This is a genomic window from Bradyrhizobium sp. 17, assembly GCF_023073515.1.
Taxonomy (GTDB): Bacteria; Pseudomonadota; Alphaproteobacteria; order Rhizobiales; family Xanthobacteraceae; genus Bradyrhizobium; species Bradyrhizobium canariense_D.
In genome coordinates this window covers 12,481-27,535 of sequence record NZ_JADPJQ010000114.1, presented here as the reverse complement: position 1 = coordinate 27,535, position 15,055 = coordinate 12,481, and the positions used below count along the sequence as shown (strand labels likewise).

Here is a 15,055-nt window from a genome sequence, read left to right as displayed (position 1 = left end):
GTCAACTTGCCTGTCTTTCCCGACCGCATTCGCCGCATTCTCGAAGGAATGCCGCCTCCGTCGTCGATGATCAAAGTTGGCGCGCGCCAAGCCGTGCAAAGTGGCATATACTCGTAGTATTACAGCCTAACGAAAGAATGCCCCCCGGAACAAATGCAACGCGACGTCCTACGTCAGGAGGACGTCGCGATGCAATTGTGCATCACAACCAGAGGGGAAGTTGCTATGAAGCGACGTTCATTGCTCTTGGCATTGTGTTCTTCCGCCTTCATCTCTGCACCGGCACTGGCCGATGAGGTCAAGCAGGAGGCCGAAAAATTAGCCGTCGCCTACACCGACTGCGTCGCCAAGAAAGACGCGGCCTGTGTCGCTGCGCTCTATACAAAGGACGGGGTCCAGATCAACCCGGGCGGTGTGTTTTCCGATCTCAAGACCGTATACGAAAACAACTTCAAGAACGGCACCGATCATATAGAGATCAGAGTCGGCAACATGTCGGTCATCAACAACGATCTGGTCGTTGCCAACGGCGAGACCGACATCTTCGGTAAGGACCCTAAGAGCGGCGACGCCACCAAGGTTACAGTGTTCTGGGGCGCCATCGACATACGTGAAGGCGGCGCTTTAAAAATCCGCCAGTTGACCGTCGGCATGAAGCCGCCTCCAGCTAAGGAAGCCAGCGCCGAGAAGAAGTAGGACGTCATCATGTCGTAAGTCACCACGCGCCCATCCTCTTTGAGGGTGGGCGTTTGATCTTGCTGCACGCGTCCGAAAGCGAAATACGGTTGCCTCGAAATGCACACCGCTCGCGCGATGTCTGCAAGTGGCCCATCCACGTCTCATTGAGGTCCGTTCCATGGGGCTTAGCGGACTGAATATGCTCGCGTTGAGGTTTTCGCTTTTGAACCCGCACCGCACATCGCGCGGCTGGCAGGCGTACTCGAGATTCTGTGGCAGAAGTCATGGCCGGCCAGTCCCAATGTGTTAGTTTGGGGCGAGTGATAGGTTGTCTCTACCTTTGCCGAGGCATCAGACATGAAGCGGCGCGAGTTCATAACGGCACTCGGCGGCGCTGCGGTGTGGCCGCTGGCGGCTCAAGCGCGCAATCTAAAAAGATTTACCGCATTGGATATCTGACGGCTAATTTGAGCAGCTATCCTTGGGTAAACGGCTTCGTTCGCGAATTAAGTGATCGCGGCTATTCGGAGGGCAACAATCTCACCATCGAATGGCGGGAGGCAAAAGGACATTCGGAACTTCTGCCTGGGATGGCTGCCGATCTGGTCCGGCAGAATGTCGACGTGATCGTGGAACGTTTGAAGTTCGTTCACCGCCGGAATTTGAGGTCGCGTTTGCTTCAATCCTGCGCAAAAGGCAGGATCCGATGATTGATGCGATGACTACCGTCACCGATCCGATGTTCGTCTTTGATCGGAAGAGGATTGTCGACTTCGGAATAGAAAACAAAATTCCGAACGCCCATGAATATCGAGAATGGGTGCAGAGCGGCGGACTGCTTGCCTTTGGTCCTACAATTGATGGAATATGGCGTCGGGGCGCATATTTCGTCGAGAAGATCCTCAACGGGGCAAAGCCAAGTGATTTGCCCGTCGAAGGGCCGAGCGAATTCCATCTTGCGATCAACCTCAAAGCTGCCAAAGATATGGGCCTATCTGTTCCTCAGCATTTGGTCGCGAGGGCTGACGAGTTGATTGTCCGCTAATGACCACCGATTGCAGACCTCCGGGTTGAGGACCGGGAGCATTCCGATGTTCTCGAAGGTCAAGGCGCTCGGCATCGATCTCCCTGCGACGCTGCTCGGCCGAGGTGATTGAATAACGATCTTCTGCGCTGCACGAGTCTGCTGTTGGGCCCATCTCGGACATTCTGACCGGCGCTGATGATGGTCCCCGGAGCTCAAGCGGAAGTAAGCAGCCTGGGACACCAAAGGCCGCTCGTGACCCACTCTAGACGTCATATGCTTCAGGACCGCCTTGCCGTTGAGAGCGTAGCAGCGTCGCGGCGCATAGCGGGGCAGGTGGTCGCCTGCGCTCAGCAGCCCGCGAGATCAAAATGCGAGGGGTACGCGGATATGTCAGTTGGCCGAGGTTTGCATCCAGCCTAGGCCAATGCTACGGGTTTACCAGCGTCCCCTCGTCGGAAACGCGCCACGCTGCCAAGCCGAAACATAGCGTTAGCATCAAGTTGGCCAGCAAGAGCAGGACCGAGGCAAAGTGGCTCACACGCGCCTCGGGAACAGAACGTCCCTCCAGTCCGGAGACAGGTGGATGATTCGAAAAATGCAGCTGTGCTGACCTGGTTGTAGTTTGTAAAAATGCTGGATCAACAGCTTCGAACGGGGAGCGCATCCATCGAGCGGTTCGTGGGGAGCCGGGGACTTCGCGCCGCGCTGATCGTAGCTAAGAGGCACGGCAGGAGTTATGATCTGTTCCTTCTCGCTCGGGTCATTCGCTTCGAAGGAGTCTGGCGTGATAAAAATCTTACAAGGAATGCTCCTCGCGACCACGGTTCTGGCTGCTGCTAGTGGGGCGCACGCAGCGGGTGGCTGTGGCGAGGGCTGTCATAGGACAACCGGTGGCGCATGTGTCGTCGACGGCTGGGGCACGGGAGCCAAGGTTCGGAACGAATGCCCGGCGACCGCTCGCCCCCGTCCACCCTGCGGCGGCGGGGATTTCATCTGGGACCGCACCAAACAGGCATGCTTCCAAAATAACCGCACCTGGTTCTGATCTCGCGCCCCATTCAGGCGGGCTCTACACAGCGCAATCTGATCTCAGTGCGATGGCCTCAGAGCGGGTGACAACGAGTTCAGACGGGAACAGCTTGGCCCTTATCTCGGCCAGTGCGTTGCTTCATGGCCCGCTGTCGGCGCCGGCGCTGACGGGCTCGGTTCACGTGCTTCGGATCAGGTGCGGACCTCCAGGCACGGGAGCCGGATAGGGCTGGACTGCTATGATGGTTGTGCGGCCCTGCCGCTGGCTTACAGCTCAACTGCGGACTAGCCGTCTTGGCAGGGAATACCGAAGTTGTCACAAGCGAGAGCGAATGACTCTTTTGCTTTTGTATCCTCGAAGCAAAAGCGAGTGCCGACCTCTGCCTGATCGATCCACCAATCGACGTTACTGCCTTTTGCGATGCGGGAGGCTTCGTCGCGTAACAGGTCCAGTTGTCTTCCCGCAGCACGAACAATCAGGCAATTTTTCTCTTTGGGCATAATACCTTCTCCAATGGCACAGGACGCGAAGTCATTGGTACTAAGAGCCGTGATCACGAAGGCCGCAGCAGGGGGACTGCTGCTGCGGCCCGCGCGGTCAAAAATTCCGGGTCAAAAACGACTAGGTGAAATATGCAGCCAGCCCCGGTGCGATGATCGTACCGCAGCATCTCTGGCTCGCAATATGATCAGTTTCACAATCGGCAGAAGGCTTAACGTGCATCAGTGCCCCGGCTCTCAGGTCCATGGGGATCGGGAACATTCGGCAATCTGGGTGCGTTCGCCTCCAGCTCCGGGCGATGTCTCGGAGCGGACGCGTAGAACTTCCGGCCTCAGGAATCATCTGCCTGGGGCCGCTTTTTCCAGGACCGTCTTGGCGCCCAGTTTGATTTAGCGGTCGCCTATGTCAATTTGGCAGATGAAAGGGTGGCGGTCGGAAGCTATCCGGGATATGTTGGCAGCGGAAGCTGGCGCACTGAGAGACGACCCCGGCTTGGGGGCTTGAGGGTTGATGCCGGGGCCGCTCCGCCAGCTCGAAGAAGAGAGCTAACAAAACCTGCAATTTTTCCTCTGCGCGTTCGTTCCTCCAACGAGCGCTCGATCTCGCAAACTGCGGCGGCTTGCCGGTGCTAAAATCCGGTCTGACCTGAGCCCCTCGGTTGCCGCATCCGGCGCATACACAACGCGCCTCGATATCAGACAGGCGAACATCGTCCGACCAGCGAGCGGCGCTGAGTGCAACGTTGTGGCCGGAGTGGCAGCAGACCAGGACACCGCGTAGGCCCATCTCGCGCATCTCGCCGAAGGTGATCTTGAGCGCTCGGCCGTTGGCGTGTGGCGTCTAGCAGGAGGGGACATGCCACCATCAAAGCGGAAGTACCTCGCAACCTATTGAATGCTCCGACGTAGCCGCCCTAACCGGGCCGCTTTTTCGTTGTGTCGGCTCGGTTTGACCCGACGGGGGGCACTTCCCCATCTAGCCATTCCTGCTCCTCGGCTAAAGCTCGCCACGCCTCTTCCATGCGCCGGTACCGCTTGTAAGCCGGACTATTCTTAGATGGTTCCCCTTCAGCGAGCGTTGCGCAGTTGTCTGCGTTCTCTTTGTAAATCTCTGATGGCTTCATCATCGGCCTCCTGCGTAATGCTTAGGAGAGGAGTCTGAAAGAAATGTGGTTTCGCCCGTCCCAGTTCGAGACGTGAAAGTAACCGGCTAGAAAGCTTCAGCCGTTGTAAAGGCATCGCATTGGGGGATCACAAGGTTCTACCCCGACTGTCAGGACGGCCGGGCTGTGAAGGACGAACACGGGGAGGAAGACCCGAGCGCCGCAGAAGTAAAGCATGAGTCGTTTCTGGTGGTCGCAACGAACTGCTCCGCGAAGGAGCGCTAGCGCTTCGATTTACTCTTGCTCTTCTTCGCGGTCTTCTTAGACGCAGAATTCTTGGTCGCCTTCTGTGGTGCGGCTTTCTTTGCAGCCTCCTTGGGTGGCGTTTTAGCCGGCTTCTTGGCAGACTTCTTCGCCGCGGATACGGTCTTCTTTGTACGAGCAGCTGCGACCCGTCTGTTAGCTCTCATAGGGGCAGGAACGCGCTTCTTCTTCCGAGTGATGATCGGCGGCGGAACAGCGGCAGCATCGGTCGCTTCAGGAATGTAGACTTGCTCGTTGGTCACTCCGGCAACCGCTTCTGGATCGGGCTTCATAGCATCCGCGGCTGCAGTCGAGGCGGTGTCCACGATCTCTTTTACAGTGTCTGAAATTCGTTCGACTATTGATTTTTTAGCCATGGGAGGCTCCCTGAGTCGGGGCAGGATATCTCATTTTTGCGTCGGGAGGGATTGGTGCCGTTCTGGCATCTCCGAGGATTCATTCGAAAGAGGGAAGCGGGATTTAGCGCCCGTTCTATCAAATGATACACCAGCTAGTTATTGCCGGAAGCAAGATGGCAACGGCGCGCTGCTTCGGTGGCACGTCGGGCGGCCCCGGCGCGTCCGGCGCCAGCCCCGGGACGACCGGGGTCGTTCCCCGTGCGCAGCGCGGACCAAAAATTGTGGCTGGTCGACGATCGAATGCCGGATGCGCGGCAAATTCGTACGGCCATCACCTCAGCGGCATCTCCGCTTCGCACGGCCGAAACTAGGCTCAAGGCCGCAACGAAGACGGACCCGGCATAGATAAAGAGGCAGATCAAGAACGCCGCCACAATGCTCACGAGCCATCTTATGGACCGGCAAATCAGGGTGGAAAGGGCATTATTCCAAGATGCGATCGGCAAGGACCTTTGACGCCTCTTGCGCGGCTGTCACCATGGATCGATCTGTTCGTCAAGGTCGCGCTTGGAGCGGCTCAGGGGGAAGCCCATCATCCATCGGGGAATGGCTCAAGCAAGGTCCGATCGATTTGGTTGTCGTTGTCAGGAGGGCTGAGAGCTCCTGCGTTCCAGCTTGGTGGCGTGAGGCGGCGGAATGGGACAGAGAGGGCGCTCGGTTTGCGACTTCGAAGGCGGCGCGAAGTAGGGCGTGTGAAGCGAAATGGGGGCACACCGCGGGCGTGACGCTCTGCTTCGTCGACCAGACCTCGAAGATCTTCCAATTCTGAGAGCTGAGAAGTGAGTTCGCTAAGTTGTTCGACGTAAAGGATTGCGCGAGAGCCTCGCATAAATGTCCTCCCCAGCACAAAAAAGGCACTATCAGGACGGCGTCAGAGCAAAAGATCGCGAGTAGTAAAAGTAAAAGACTACCACAGGTAAAATAGCTGACTGATTCGTCAGGCTCACTGCGTCAGGGTGTCGCGCTTGAGCCGCGGTCCGGTCGTTGGGCCGTCCGCCGGCCGGCACGAGCTGCTCGGTCCGAACGACCGGGATTTCGTTGCCCGTCGTCGTACTGATCGCTTGCGATCTGCTCGATGGTCTACCGATGCCTTTTGACCGTGCCGGCAATATCATTCGGATCGGCGCGGTCGGCGGCGGCACGTTCGCGCAAGGCTGTCCATTCGACCCTGCAACCAATACGGTCCTCGGCGCCGAACATCGTGAATAGAGCTTCAGGCGCCCCTCAGCGAAATCGCCGGATGGGTCAGGGGTAGGGGTATTTCGAACTCCGGACTCGGGGCCGCGAGATGCCAAGTATCGACTCCGCCCGTCGATCCTATTTTGCTCTTTCAGGGGATAGCCGGCCAAGGTTGTGGCGCCATCTCTCAGGAGAATGCGATACAATCGAAGCGGGAATCAGCTCAACCAGGTCCGACGGAATATTGCGATGACCAGAACTTTTCCTGCCGTCGGCCTATTTGCCGGACCGACGTTGGCGCAAGAAGGGCGACTGCCTTTCTGTGCCGAGCAACAGTCGTAGAAGCTCCTGCAGCTCCACTGATTGCTGCACGAGGCATCGGTGAGCGGCGAAGATCCGCTCACCGTGCTTCCGGGGTGCTTCCGGCGCGAATTTTGCGGAGAGCACGATGGAGGTAAGTGTTTGAATTAGCTGGTGCTGCCAGACAGGATTGAACTATGATCACAATCCTGCTTTTCATTGATTTTATTGATGTTTTCGGTCCGGCGATCTGTTTTTGTGTGGCACTCTTGCGTGGCGCCGTAGCACTGAAATTAGCTTAGAGCAGCCGCGATTGCATCACCTTTATTCACGTCGAATGTGACATGAGCAGTCTCGGCGCGAAGGTCGATCTCAGGACACCTGATGGCCCTCCCGCTGCATCGAACCCGCGCGGCTGCCTAGGGAAGTTAGTGGCTTCCATCGACTATCAGATCGGCAGGCCAAACTGCGGCTCTGCCAAGCCCTCCCCTTGCAGCGAGGAGAGTGAGACGTCCAACAGCCGGACCAGCCTGGGAAGCGGCATCGCGTTTTGAAGCAGTGCGATGGACAGCGCTCGAGGTCGTCTCTGCTCGAGACCACCACGGAGACAGACCGCTGCGGGTGATGATCCCGAAGTCCTTGAACTTTATCTTCAGCGTGTCCGTCCGGCCCGGTGCGCCCTTGTCCTCGCAGTGGGGCTTAGACTGATCCCGGATACGCAATCAGCGGGCCCGTACTCGCCGAACAGGCCGAAAGGCTTGCCACGGAAGCCTCCGCAGGATCATATTCGAAGTTCTCCTGAGTTAGCCAGCGCGTCGAATCCCTTCAGCTAAATTCTCTGCACGGCTCCTGCGTCTCGAACCCGATGCCGCGCTCCATTCCCGCCTGTCCGGGTTGCAAGAAGCCGAAAGTTGCAATTGCAACGCGCCCTCGACGTGGCGCTGCTTCAAATGCGAATCCGCCGGCTGATTCCGCTCTGTGCCTCCGGCATCGCACCCTCTCCCCCGGCGTTCCTGGAGAGTGCTGCTTTCAGCATATTCTCAATTCTCATTTTCGATTTCTTCGAGGGGCACTGCTGGCACTCTTGATTCCCGGCCGAGTTCGTGGAGCGGGTGAGAGTGATCTCATCACAAACGGCCTTTGAGGTGGCTGCTGGCGCCGGTGCCTCAGGCCTCGCCCGGTCCGGAGAAGATCGATGGCGGTGGCGTTGTGCGCGGCCCCGGGAGCGGCCGCTCGCTTGCTCCGGACCGGGACGCCGGCTTGCCCTTCGCATCGTATCGCTTGGCGAGATCCAGCAACCGACGGCGGGTGAACGGATCGGCCTTCGGGGCGATGGCGCGGACCCGCTGCGCGAGACCCTGGTAGAATTCCTGCTCCATGACGCACCTCGCAACATCACTGCTCTCAGTTGAGTAGGCTACGGTTGCGAAGTCAAGAAGAGCCGACGCACCCGCGCAACTTTCTGCGACCGACTTGAGATCGCAGTGGCGAAGGACGTTGATGGGCAGCGCGGGGAATCAGATGGCAGTGTCCTATCCATTCCGGAAGGCTTGCCCGGCCGGCCGATAACGGCTGCTTCCGATGAAACCGTGAAGGGGAGGCTGCGGTTCAGCGGATTAGACTCGCACTGAAAATGCAAGCGCCATTTCAGAACTGGCCTGGCTTCAAACAGATACGTCTCGCGTAAGTCGTTGCGCATGCAACCCCGAAATTATTGGACGAATGATGGCGAATATTTATGTCTCGCGATTCCGCAGAGGATTTGAGCATTCCGGCATCTGGAAAACGATCAACTTCGGGAGGAGAAGGACGGCACCCATCCGAAGGCCGGCAAATGAATAGCCTCGATCCGATTTCAGTCATGTTTGTTCGTCAAGAATTCTTCGTACTTTCTCCGCCAGACCGCGAAAGGTAAATGGCTTGCTCAACAAGTTGACCCCCGCATCAAGTCGACCGTTGTGGACTATCGCATTCCGTGTGTAGCCCGTCGTGAACAGCACCTTGATCATTGGATGCAACCTTCTAGCCCGATCTGCGATGTTACGTCCGTGAAGGCCATCCGGGAGCACGACGTCGGTGAAGAGAAGATCGATGGTGCGAGATGATTCAAGGAAAGCAATCGCTGATGCCGCGTCGGCTGCTTCGAAAACTTGATATCCGAGATCGCGGAGCACACCGGATGAATACGCGCGCAAATCGTCATGATCTTCCACAACGAGGATGGCCTCATTCCCCCGTAACATTGTTGCTGTCGGAATACTGCGATCTTCCTGCTTGTCGGGTTCAGTCTTGGACCGAGGAAGATAGAGTTTGACCGTCGTGCCATGCCCCGGTTCGCTATAAATCCTAATGTGGCCACCCGTCTGTCGCACGAACCCGTAAACTTGACTTAGCCCCAGCCCAGTTCCTTTGCCGACCTCCTTAGTCGTGAAGAACGGCTCGAACACGCGATCCAGGGTTGCCTTATCCATTCCGGTTCCAGTGTCGGTGACAGCAACCAAAACGTATTGGCCGGGAGGCACGGGTTCTGGGAGCGCGGCAACATACTCATCATCCAGCCAGGTGTTGCCGGTCTCGATTGTAAGTCGTCCGCCGCCGGGCATTGCATCCCGCGCGTTAACCGCCAGATTGAGGATGCCATGTTCTAGTTCCGATGCGTCAGCAAAGGCGCTCCACAAACCGGCATTGCCAACTATCTCGATCCTGATTTGCTCTCCTAAAGTGCTCTTGAGCAGTTCGCTCATTCCCCCGAGCAAGCGATCTACATCAATGGACTTTGGATCCAGCGGTTGGCGACGTGAAAAAGCTAGCAAGCGGGCGGTGAGTGTGGCCGCGCGCTGGGATGCATGATGCGCCATCGCCTGCGCTCGCATGATGCGCCCAAACTGTGGCGCATCGGACATGCTTGCGATCTGCCGTCCGATCGTATCAAGACCACCCATGATCACCGTAAGCAGGTTGTTAAAGTCGTGTGCAACACCGCCGGTAAGCTGACCGATGGCCTCAAGCTTTTGAGCTTGGCGCAGCGCTGCTTCGGCCTCCGTTCGACGCGCGATTTCTTCCGCTACACGCTGTTCCAGCGTCGCATTGAGTTGCTGTAGCTTTAAGGACGTAGCGGACACATCTTTACGCGCACCATCGAGTGCTCTCGCAAGATGCGTTGCGTGAGTAGCCGCCTCCGTGGCAGAACTTGCGCGCGCTAGGGCCATATGAACCCGCGCTTCAGTCTTTAGTAGTTCAATTAAAAGCGGAAGGCTCGATTCGATATCATTCCAAGGGATAGACAAGTTCCTGCCGACAAATACCAGGATTGCCGCAGGGGTCGAACGAGCGACCGCGGGAACGAGCGTGTTAGCGTCGGGAAATGCTACCTCTCCGAAGAACTCACAGCAGCTTGATGCTTGCTTCAAAAACGCTCGCCAAGACGGGCCGCCAGGCAGGCGCTGGTCAAATCCCTGAGCTGGCGTAAAACTCCCCGTTTCTTCATCCTTCAAGAAAATGAGGAAAGCATCGCCTCCCATAAACTTGGCTAATCGCGCGGCAGCTTCTCGCCTCCCGTTGGCGTTGGCAAAACCACTTAAAAGATGAGCCCCGTCATCCTTCAAGTGACCTACTCGGGAAATACGCAAACGACTGCAGTGCAGTTGTGAAAGCCACTGAACTGCCCCTCCGCTCGGGCGATTTGACCGTGGGTGTTACACCCCGTCAACGGCACTTCCGAAAATCGTTCTTGCAGGCTTGAGAGTTCCAACCCGAACTCGTCTCCCATACGGAGGCGAGTAGCGACGCAATCAAAGAAAAGGGCCGCCGCTGGGGGGCCGCCTAATGCATCCAAAGCAGCATTTGCAGCCTGCTTCGCGGCAGAAACTGCGGATGCCGTGCTAGTCTTCATAATTCTTACAACTGAACCAACGGGGACCTCAGCGGCGCACACAACTGCGCCTTCCTCATCCACAGCCAGAGGAACACGCAAGCGATGTTCAGCTCCGCTATCAACCCCAATAATATTGTGCAGGAAGAATGGTAACGGTTCTTTCCGATCCAAGTTCTGATGAGTCTCTTCCGCGTGTTCTACGAATGCTTCGATCGCTGGAAACCCATCAAGGCTTATCACTTTCATGCCGTCGCTCGCCGTGACGCGATAGGCTCGGGACGCAGGTTTCCAGCCGTGACTAACACCCACGCCGATCGGCTTCGAGGAGAGAATCTCCAATGCCACCGCGGCGTCGGACAAAACTTCTTCTCCACAAAATACAGTGGTCTTTTGAAATTGAGCGTTGTCCCCCGCTCCTCCACCAAAAAACTGATACTGACCGGCTGTAGCTAACGTCAACTGATCTACTAAAATATCAGCATGCCCAGCTAGAGCATCAGCTAGAACGAGAGCAGCCCGAAACGGAAATCGTCCGGGCGGTGTTGGTGTAAACCTCGAAACTATCTCCTGGGCTGCCGCAGTGGCATCCATCGCGAGGTTACGTCCAACACTATGTGAGAAGACCACATCGTCGCCCACCAACCCCAGTGCACACGCCAAGCCTTGACCACTGCTCACATTCGTAAACTCGCCGGCAGATGAAGCTCCAACAATGATGGTATCGGGCAGCTCCTTTTTTATGGCAGAAAGTATCGCTCCGTGGTCATGCTGAGGAGCTGCAAATAACACCAAGGCAGCAGGCGGTGTGCTTAGGGATCTTCGTATTTCGGTGGCCAGAAATTCGCCTGCAGTCGAGCTATCGCTCGAATCCGTCGAGACTACCGACGCTTTCATTGTTTCCCCCACTTAGACAACAGCAGTAAACAACCTCCGAAAGGATAAGTTCCAAGTAGCTCGAAAATATCAAGGGGCCTCGAGGCGGCAAAGTGACGTAAACCTTTTGGGGCTTTTACTCTGCAATCTGCCAATTCTCACCGTCGGTAATCAAAGGTTTAAAGCGAAGTTGGTTCGGGGTGTCGTAACGCTTTAGTCGGGACGCTTTCCTTCTGGCGACCCAAAGCGGACAGCTATCCGCGATCGAGCCGTGGTCGGCTGGATCTTTTTTCGGAGCGGCGGCCTGATGCGAATGTCTGCTGTCGGGCCGACGAGAAGTGGTCAACCGAACGGCCGACCGACGCGATTGACCCGAAGCGGACATCGCGAATCCTGAAAGTGCTGCTCCTGTCGCCTTTCCGAGTATGATTTTGGAGGTTACAATGACTCATTATTATCGTGCCTCGGAGCGGAAATGAAGTAGCGCCCCTTCATGGCTCTTGATGGCCGTGCAGCTTCTTGATGGCCGTGCAGCTGATGGCGGTGCGGGTCCATGAATGTGATCGGCGCAGCCATGGGAGCGCCCCGGAAAACGCCAATCAGCCGGACGCGACGAAGGCGTCGGCGGCTCTCAGAGGATCAGATCGTGTTGGAAGGGTAGCTGTCCGCCCTTGCCAGCAGCCTCCCCGTCGAAACGCCAACCCTCCGGCGCCTCATCGGCCGGATGGGGCCATGCGGCCGCGGCGGAATCGTACTCCGGATTGAGCGCGGCGACGGGTACCGAGGAAGTGACCGCCGGGGGCGTCGAGCTGGCATGCTGCTGTTCCGCACCCGCCTCGAAATGGAACGCGGGCTCGGCCCGGTTGTCAAAGCCTTGGTCGTCGGCGCCCTGAATGACCACGGTCACGATCTGCGGCGTGCCGTCGATCGTGGTCACGGTGAAGGTGTCGGTCAGCGCGTCACAAGACCTCAAGGCCTGGACCGCGGGATTGTCGGGGTTGAGGACATATGTCCACGTGCCGCAGGTCGTCATCGTGAAACTGCCGTAGCCGTGGTCGCTCGCCTGCGGACATGTCGTGGCCGTGAAGGTGTCGTCGGGATTGTCGACGTCCCGCTCGGACAAGGTGCCGCTGGCGCTTGGCGGGGGTTCGCAGGAATTGCTTGGCTCGGTCACGCGTCCGCAAATATCGCCGCAGACGACCGCGGCGTCGTTGGCGCCCTCGATGGTGACCGTCACCGTCTGTGCCGTACCGTCCGCGGCCCTCACGGTGAAATCGTCAGTCAGCGATTGACCTGCGTTCAGCGCCTGCACCGCGCAGTTGCCGTTGTCGAGCGCGAAGGTCCAGTGCCCATCCGCGGTCATGGTGAAGCTGCCGTAACCGTGGTCGCTCGGCTCCGGACATTTGACGGGATCGAACGCGTTCGACGGGCCGTCGACGTCGGTGGCGGTCAAAAGGCCGCACGCGGTTGGGACGCCCTGCGCGGAATTGTCGGCTCCGCCTGCTTCGACCACGCGACCATGCGTGTCCCCGGAGATGACGGCCGGATCGTCGGCGCCTTGGATGGTCATCGTGACGACCTGCGGCGTGCCGCCGATGGTGGTCACGGTGAAGGTGTCTGTCAGGGTCTGGCCCGCCGTTAGCGCCAGCACCGCGGCGCTGGCGGAATCCAGCGCATAGGTCCAGTGCCCGTCGGACGTCATCGTAAAGCTGCCATAGCCTTTGTCGCTGGCATGCGGAGAACTCACCGCCGTAAACGTGTTGGCCGGATCGTCGACATCGGTGTCGGCGAGTTTGCCGGTCGCGGTTGGGACGTGGTGCGCCATGGCCGCCGCCGCGATTGCGGCGGCAGTCATGGCGATCGTGGCGACGGATCCGCCGGTCTCGCCGCTTATCGCTGCCGCGTCGTCGGTGCCGGCGATGTCGATCGTGAAGGTTTGGCTTGCCGAGGCAAAGTCGTCGGACGCCGTGATCGTGAAGCTGTCGGCGTTCGGCGCCTTCAACGCGTTGATAGCGTCGTTGTTCGGTACGTAGGCGTAGGCGCCGGTCCCGCTGTTCAAGTACAGGATTCCGAAGGAGCCGGCCTTCTCGACGTCGTAGCTTGCGCCCGCGACGGTGAAAGCGCCGATCGCGCCGCCCGCGATGCCGAAGGTCGGGGTCGTGCCGGAGCCGAAGCTCGTGGCCGAGAAGCTGCCGCTGCTCGCCGAGAACTCATCGAACGCGACTGTGTCGATCTCGACGGGGCCCGACCCGAGCGTCAGTGTCGGTGGCGAATGGATCAACGGCCCATCCGGCACGAAGCTGGCCGGCACCACCAGCCCGGGAAGGGCATGTTGTGGATTGGGCCCGTCCGGCGCGTGGAAATCGATCGGCTGCAGCGTCTGATCGACCGCTTCGCCCGGAGGCGTGCCGGATCCGGACGGCCCATGGTCCTTCGAGTAGTTGTCGAGCACGTCCTGCTGCCGGCTCTGCAGGTCCTCCATCCGCGAAGCGTTGTTGGCGACCTGCGCGAAGCTGACGGACGATCCGGTCTTGCTGAGGATGACCGTCTGCCCGGGATCGTCCACGATGATGTGGCGCGGCACCGCCTCCTTCGTGATGAGTTCGAAGGTGCCATGCTCGAAGCCCTTGTAGGTGATGGAGGCATCGTCGAACAACGCGAGATCGGGATCGGCGGCCCACGCTTCTTTCAGCGCCGTCAGGATCAACGGGACGAAAGACAGCGCTCCGGCCCATCCGAGTCTCGCGACAACCGCCGACTCTACAGCGCGCCCGCCGCGGACGGACGACGGACTGCGTTGGTTCTGCGCCGGCCAAAGACCGGTGAAGACACGTGCGAGCGACATCTTGAACGCCTCGCATGCTGCCCGCTTCCGCCGAAGCGGCCGGACCCATGGATCGCGTGTGAGTCCACCCGCCGAGGTGTCCGGTTTTGCGCATCAGACTACGCTTTGTCATCCCGAGACCCCTTCACGAAATGTTGACTGAGTGCGCGCAAATGCGCTCTTTTGTTGGCGCTGAGCGGTCGGGACCATCGTCCGTTGCGACTAAAGAGTGGCGGTCGCAACATGCGGTATGGTGCGCCGGGCGCGCTCTGGCATCATTCCGCCGAAGCGGGCACTTCACGGACGGGAGCGACGCATGCACGGACTAAGGACGGTCGCAGGACTTCTCTGCCTTTTGCTCGTTGCAGTGGCGTATCCGCCTGCGCCGCTTCGGGCGCAGGACGTCAAGCCAATCGGCAAGGTCGTGACCGTCGCTGGCAAGGCAGTGATCGAGCATATCGATGCCGCGGTTGTGCAGGCGAGACTGTCCGAGAACGGGGCCAGCGCGAAGGTCGGCGATCCAGTCTATCGGGGCGACGTCGTCAGGACGGGCGCCGACGGGCGCCTCGGTATCAATTTCGCCGACGGCAGCTCCTTCAGCCTGTCGAGTAACGCCAGCATGGAAATGAGCGAGTTCGTCTACGATCCGGACGGCAAGGACAATTCAACCCTGATCAGCCTGACCAGAGGCACCTTCACCTTCGTCGCCGGCAGCGTCGCCAAGACCGGGAGCATGAAGGTGGACACGCCGGTGGCGACGTTGGGGATCCGGGGCACCACGCCCCACATCGAGATTTCGGACGACGGCACGGTCAAGTTCGCCACCCTGATCGAGGAGGGCAAGGATGCGGTCATGAAGCGGAAGGCCGGTCCGACCGTTGCGCCTCCCCGGCAGCGGAGGGCCGACCGCGCTCTCGGCATCTGCCGGGGATGCTGAAGGTCTTC

Annotated in this window: 11 protein-coding genes and 1 pseudogene; 5 read left to right on the top strand and 7 right to left on the bottom strand. The window is 58.9% G+C overall.

Features of this window, described 5'->3' with window-relative positions; translation table 11 throughout:
- The first annotated feature begins 225 nt into the window (after positions 1-225).
- The 3 genes from IVB13_RS24715 to IVB13_RS24705 all read left to right on the top strand — a co-directional run bounded on the left by IVB13_RS24715 (position 226) and on the right by IVB13_RS24705 (position 1,723).
- Positions 226-696 carry a nuclear transport factor 2 family protein gene (locus IVB13_RS24715; protein ID WP_018460466.1) on the top strand — a complete coding sequence of 157 codons (471 nt, stop codon included), beginning with the start codon at positions 226-228 and terminating at the stop codon, positions 694-696.
- A 383-nt stretch (positions 697-1,079) separates the two neighbouring features.
- On the top strand, positions 1,080-1,388 hold the full coding sequence (locus IVB13_RS24710; RefSeq protein WP_157643160.1) for a hypothetical protein: 309 nt from the start codon (positions 1,080-1,082) through the stop codon (positions 1,386-1,388).
- Positions 1,385-1,723: an ABC transporter substrate binding protein gene (locus tag IVB13_RS24705; RefSeq protein ID WP_018460464.1), complete on the top strand. Its 339-nt coding sequence runs from the start codon at positions 1,385-1,387 to the stop codon at positions 1,721-1,723. The genes IVB13_RS24710 and IVB13_RS24705 overlap by 4 nt, the downstream gene beginning before the upstream one ends.
- Before the next feature lie 1,296 nt (positions 1,724-3,019).
- Here IVB13_RS24705 and IVB13_RS24700 read toward each other — a convergent pair.
- Complete coding sequence (locus IVB13_RS24700) at positions 3,020-3,235, bottom strand: hypothetical protein (RefSeq protein ID WP_247294782.1); 216 nt, start codon at positions 3,233-3,235, stop codon at positions 3,020-3,022.
- Between the two features lie 1,384 nt (positions 3,236-4,619).
- A complete protein-coding gene (locus IVB13_RS24690; RefSeq protein ID WP_094183477.1) occupies positions 4,620-5,018 on the bottom strand; it encodes a hypothetical protein in 399 nt (132 codons plus the stop codon).
- 1,080 nt (positions 5,019-6,098) lie between these two features.
- Between IVB13_RS24690 and IVB13_RS24685 the strand changes: the two genes are divergently transcribed.
- A complete protein-coding gene (locus IVB13_RS24685; protein ID WP_018460462.1) occupies positions 6,099-6,269 on the top strand; it encodes a hypothetical protein in 171 nt (56 codons plus the stop codon).
- Positions 6,270-6,987: 718 nt separating this feature from the next.
- On the opposite strand, the pseudogene IVB13_RS24680 reads toward IVB13_RS24685, so the two are convergent.
- From IVB13_RS24680 to IVB13_RS24660, 5 genes and pseudogenes are all read right to left on the bottom strand, one after another.
- Positions 6,988-7,234: pseudogene (locus IVB13_RS24680) on the bottom strand (DNA polymerase IV); the annotation flags it as partial.
- 471 nt (positions 7,235-7,705) lie between these two features.
- Complete coding sequence (locus IVB13_RS24675) at positions 7,706-7,918, bottom strand: hypothetical protein (protein WP_204512002.1); 213 nt, start codon at positions 7,916-7,918, stop codon at positions 7,706-7,708.
- Positions 7,919-8,398: 480 nt separating this feature from the next.
- Complete coding sequence (locus IVB13_RS24670; protein WP_231190465.1) at positions 8,399-10,144, bottom strand: ATP-binding protein; 1,746 nt, start codon at positions 10,142-10,144, stop codon at positions 8,399-8,401.
- Positions 10,145-10,149: 5 nt separating this feature from the next.
- Entirely contained in the window at positions 10,150-11,307 is a 1,158-nt protein-coding gene (locus IVB13_RS24665; protein ID WP_247490785.1) for an FIST N-terminal domain-containing protein, read from the bottom strand.
- A 610-nt stretch (positions 11,308-11,917) separates the two neighbouring features.
- Complete coding sequence (locus tag IVB13_RS24660) at positions 11,918-14,131, bottom strand: VCBS domain-containing protein (protein WP_247299817.1); 2,214 nt, start codon at positions 14,129-14,131, stop codon at positions 11,918-11,920.
- Between the two features lie 295 nt (positions 14,132-14,426).
- Here IVB13_RS24660 and IVB13_RS24655 point away from each other — a divergent pair, with 295 nt between their 5' ends.
- Positions 14,427-15,047: a FecR family protein gene (locus IVB13_RS24655; protein WP_026234035.1), complete on the top strand. Its 621-nt coding sequence runs from the start codon at positions 14,427-14,429 to the stop codon at positions 15,045-15,047.
- Positions 15,048-15,055 lie beyond the last annotated feature (8 nt).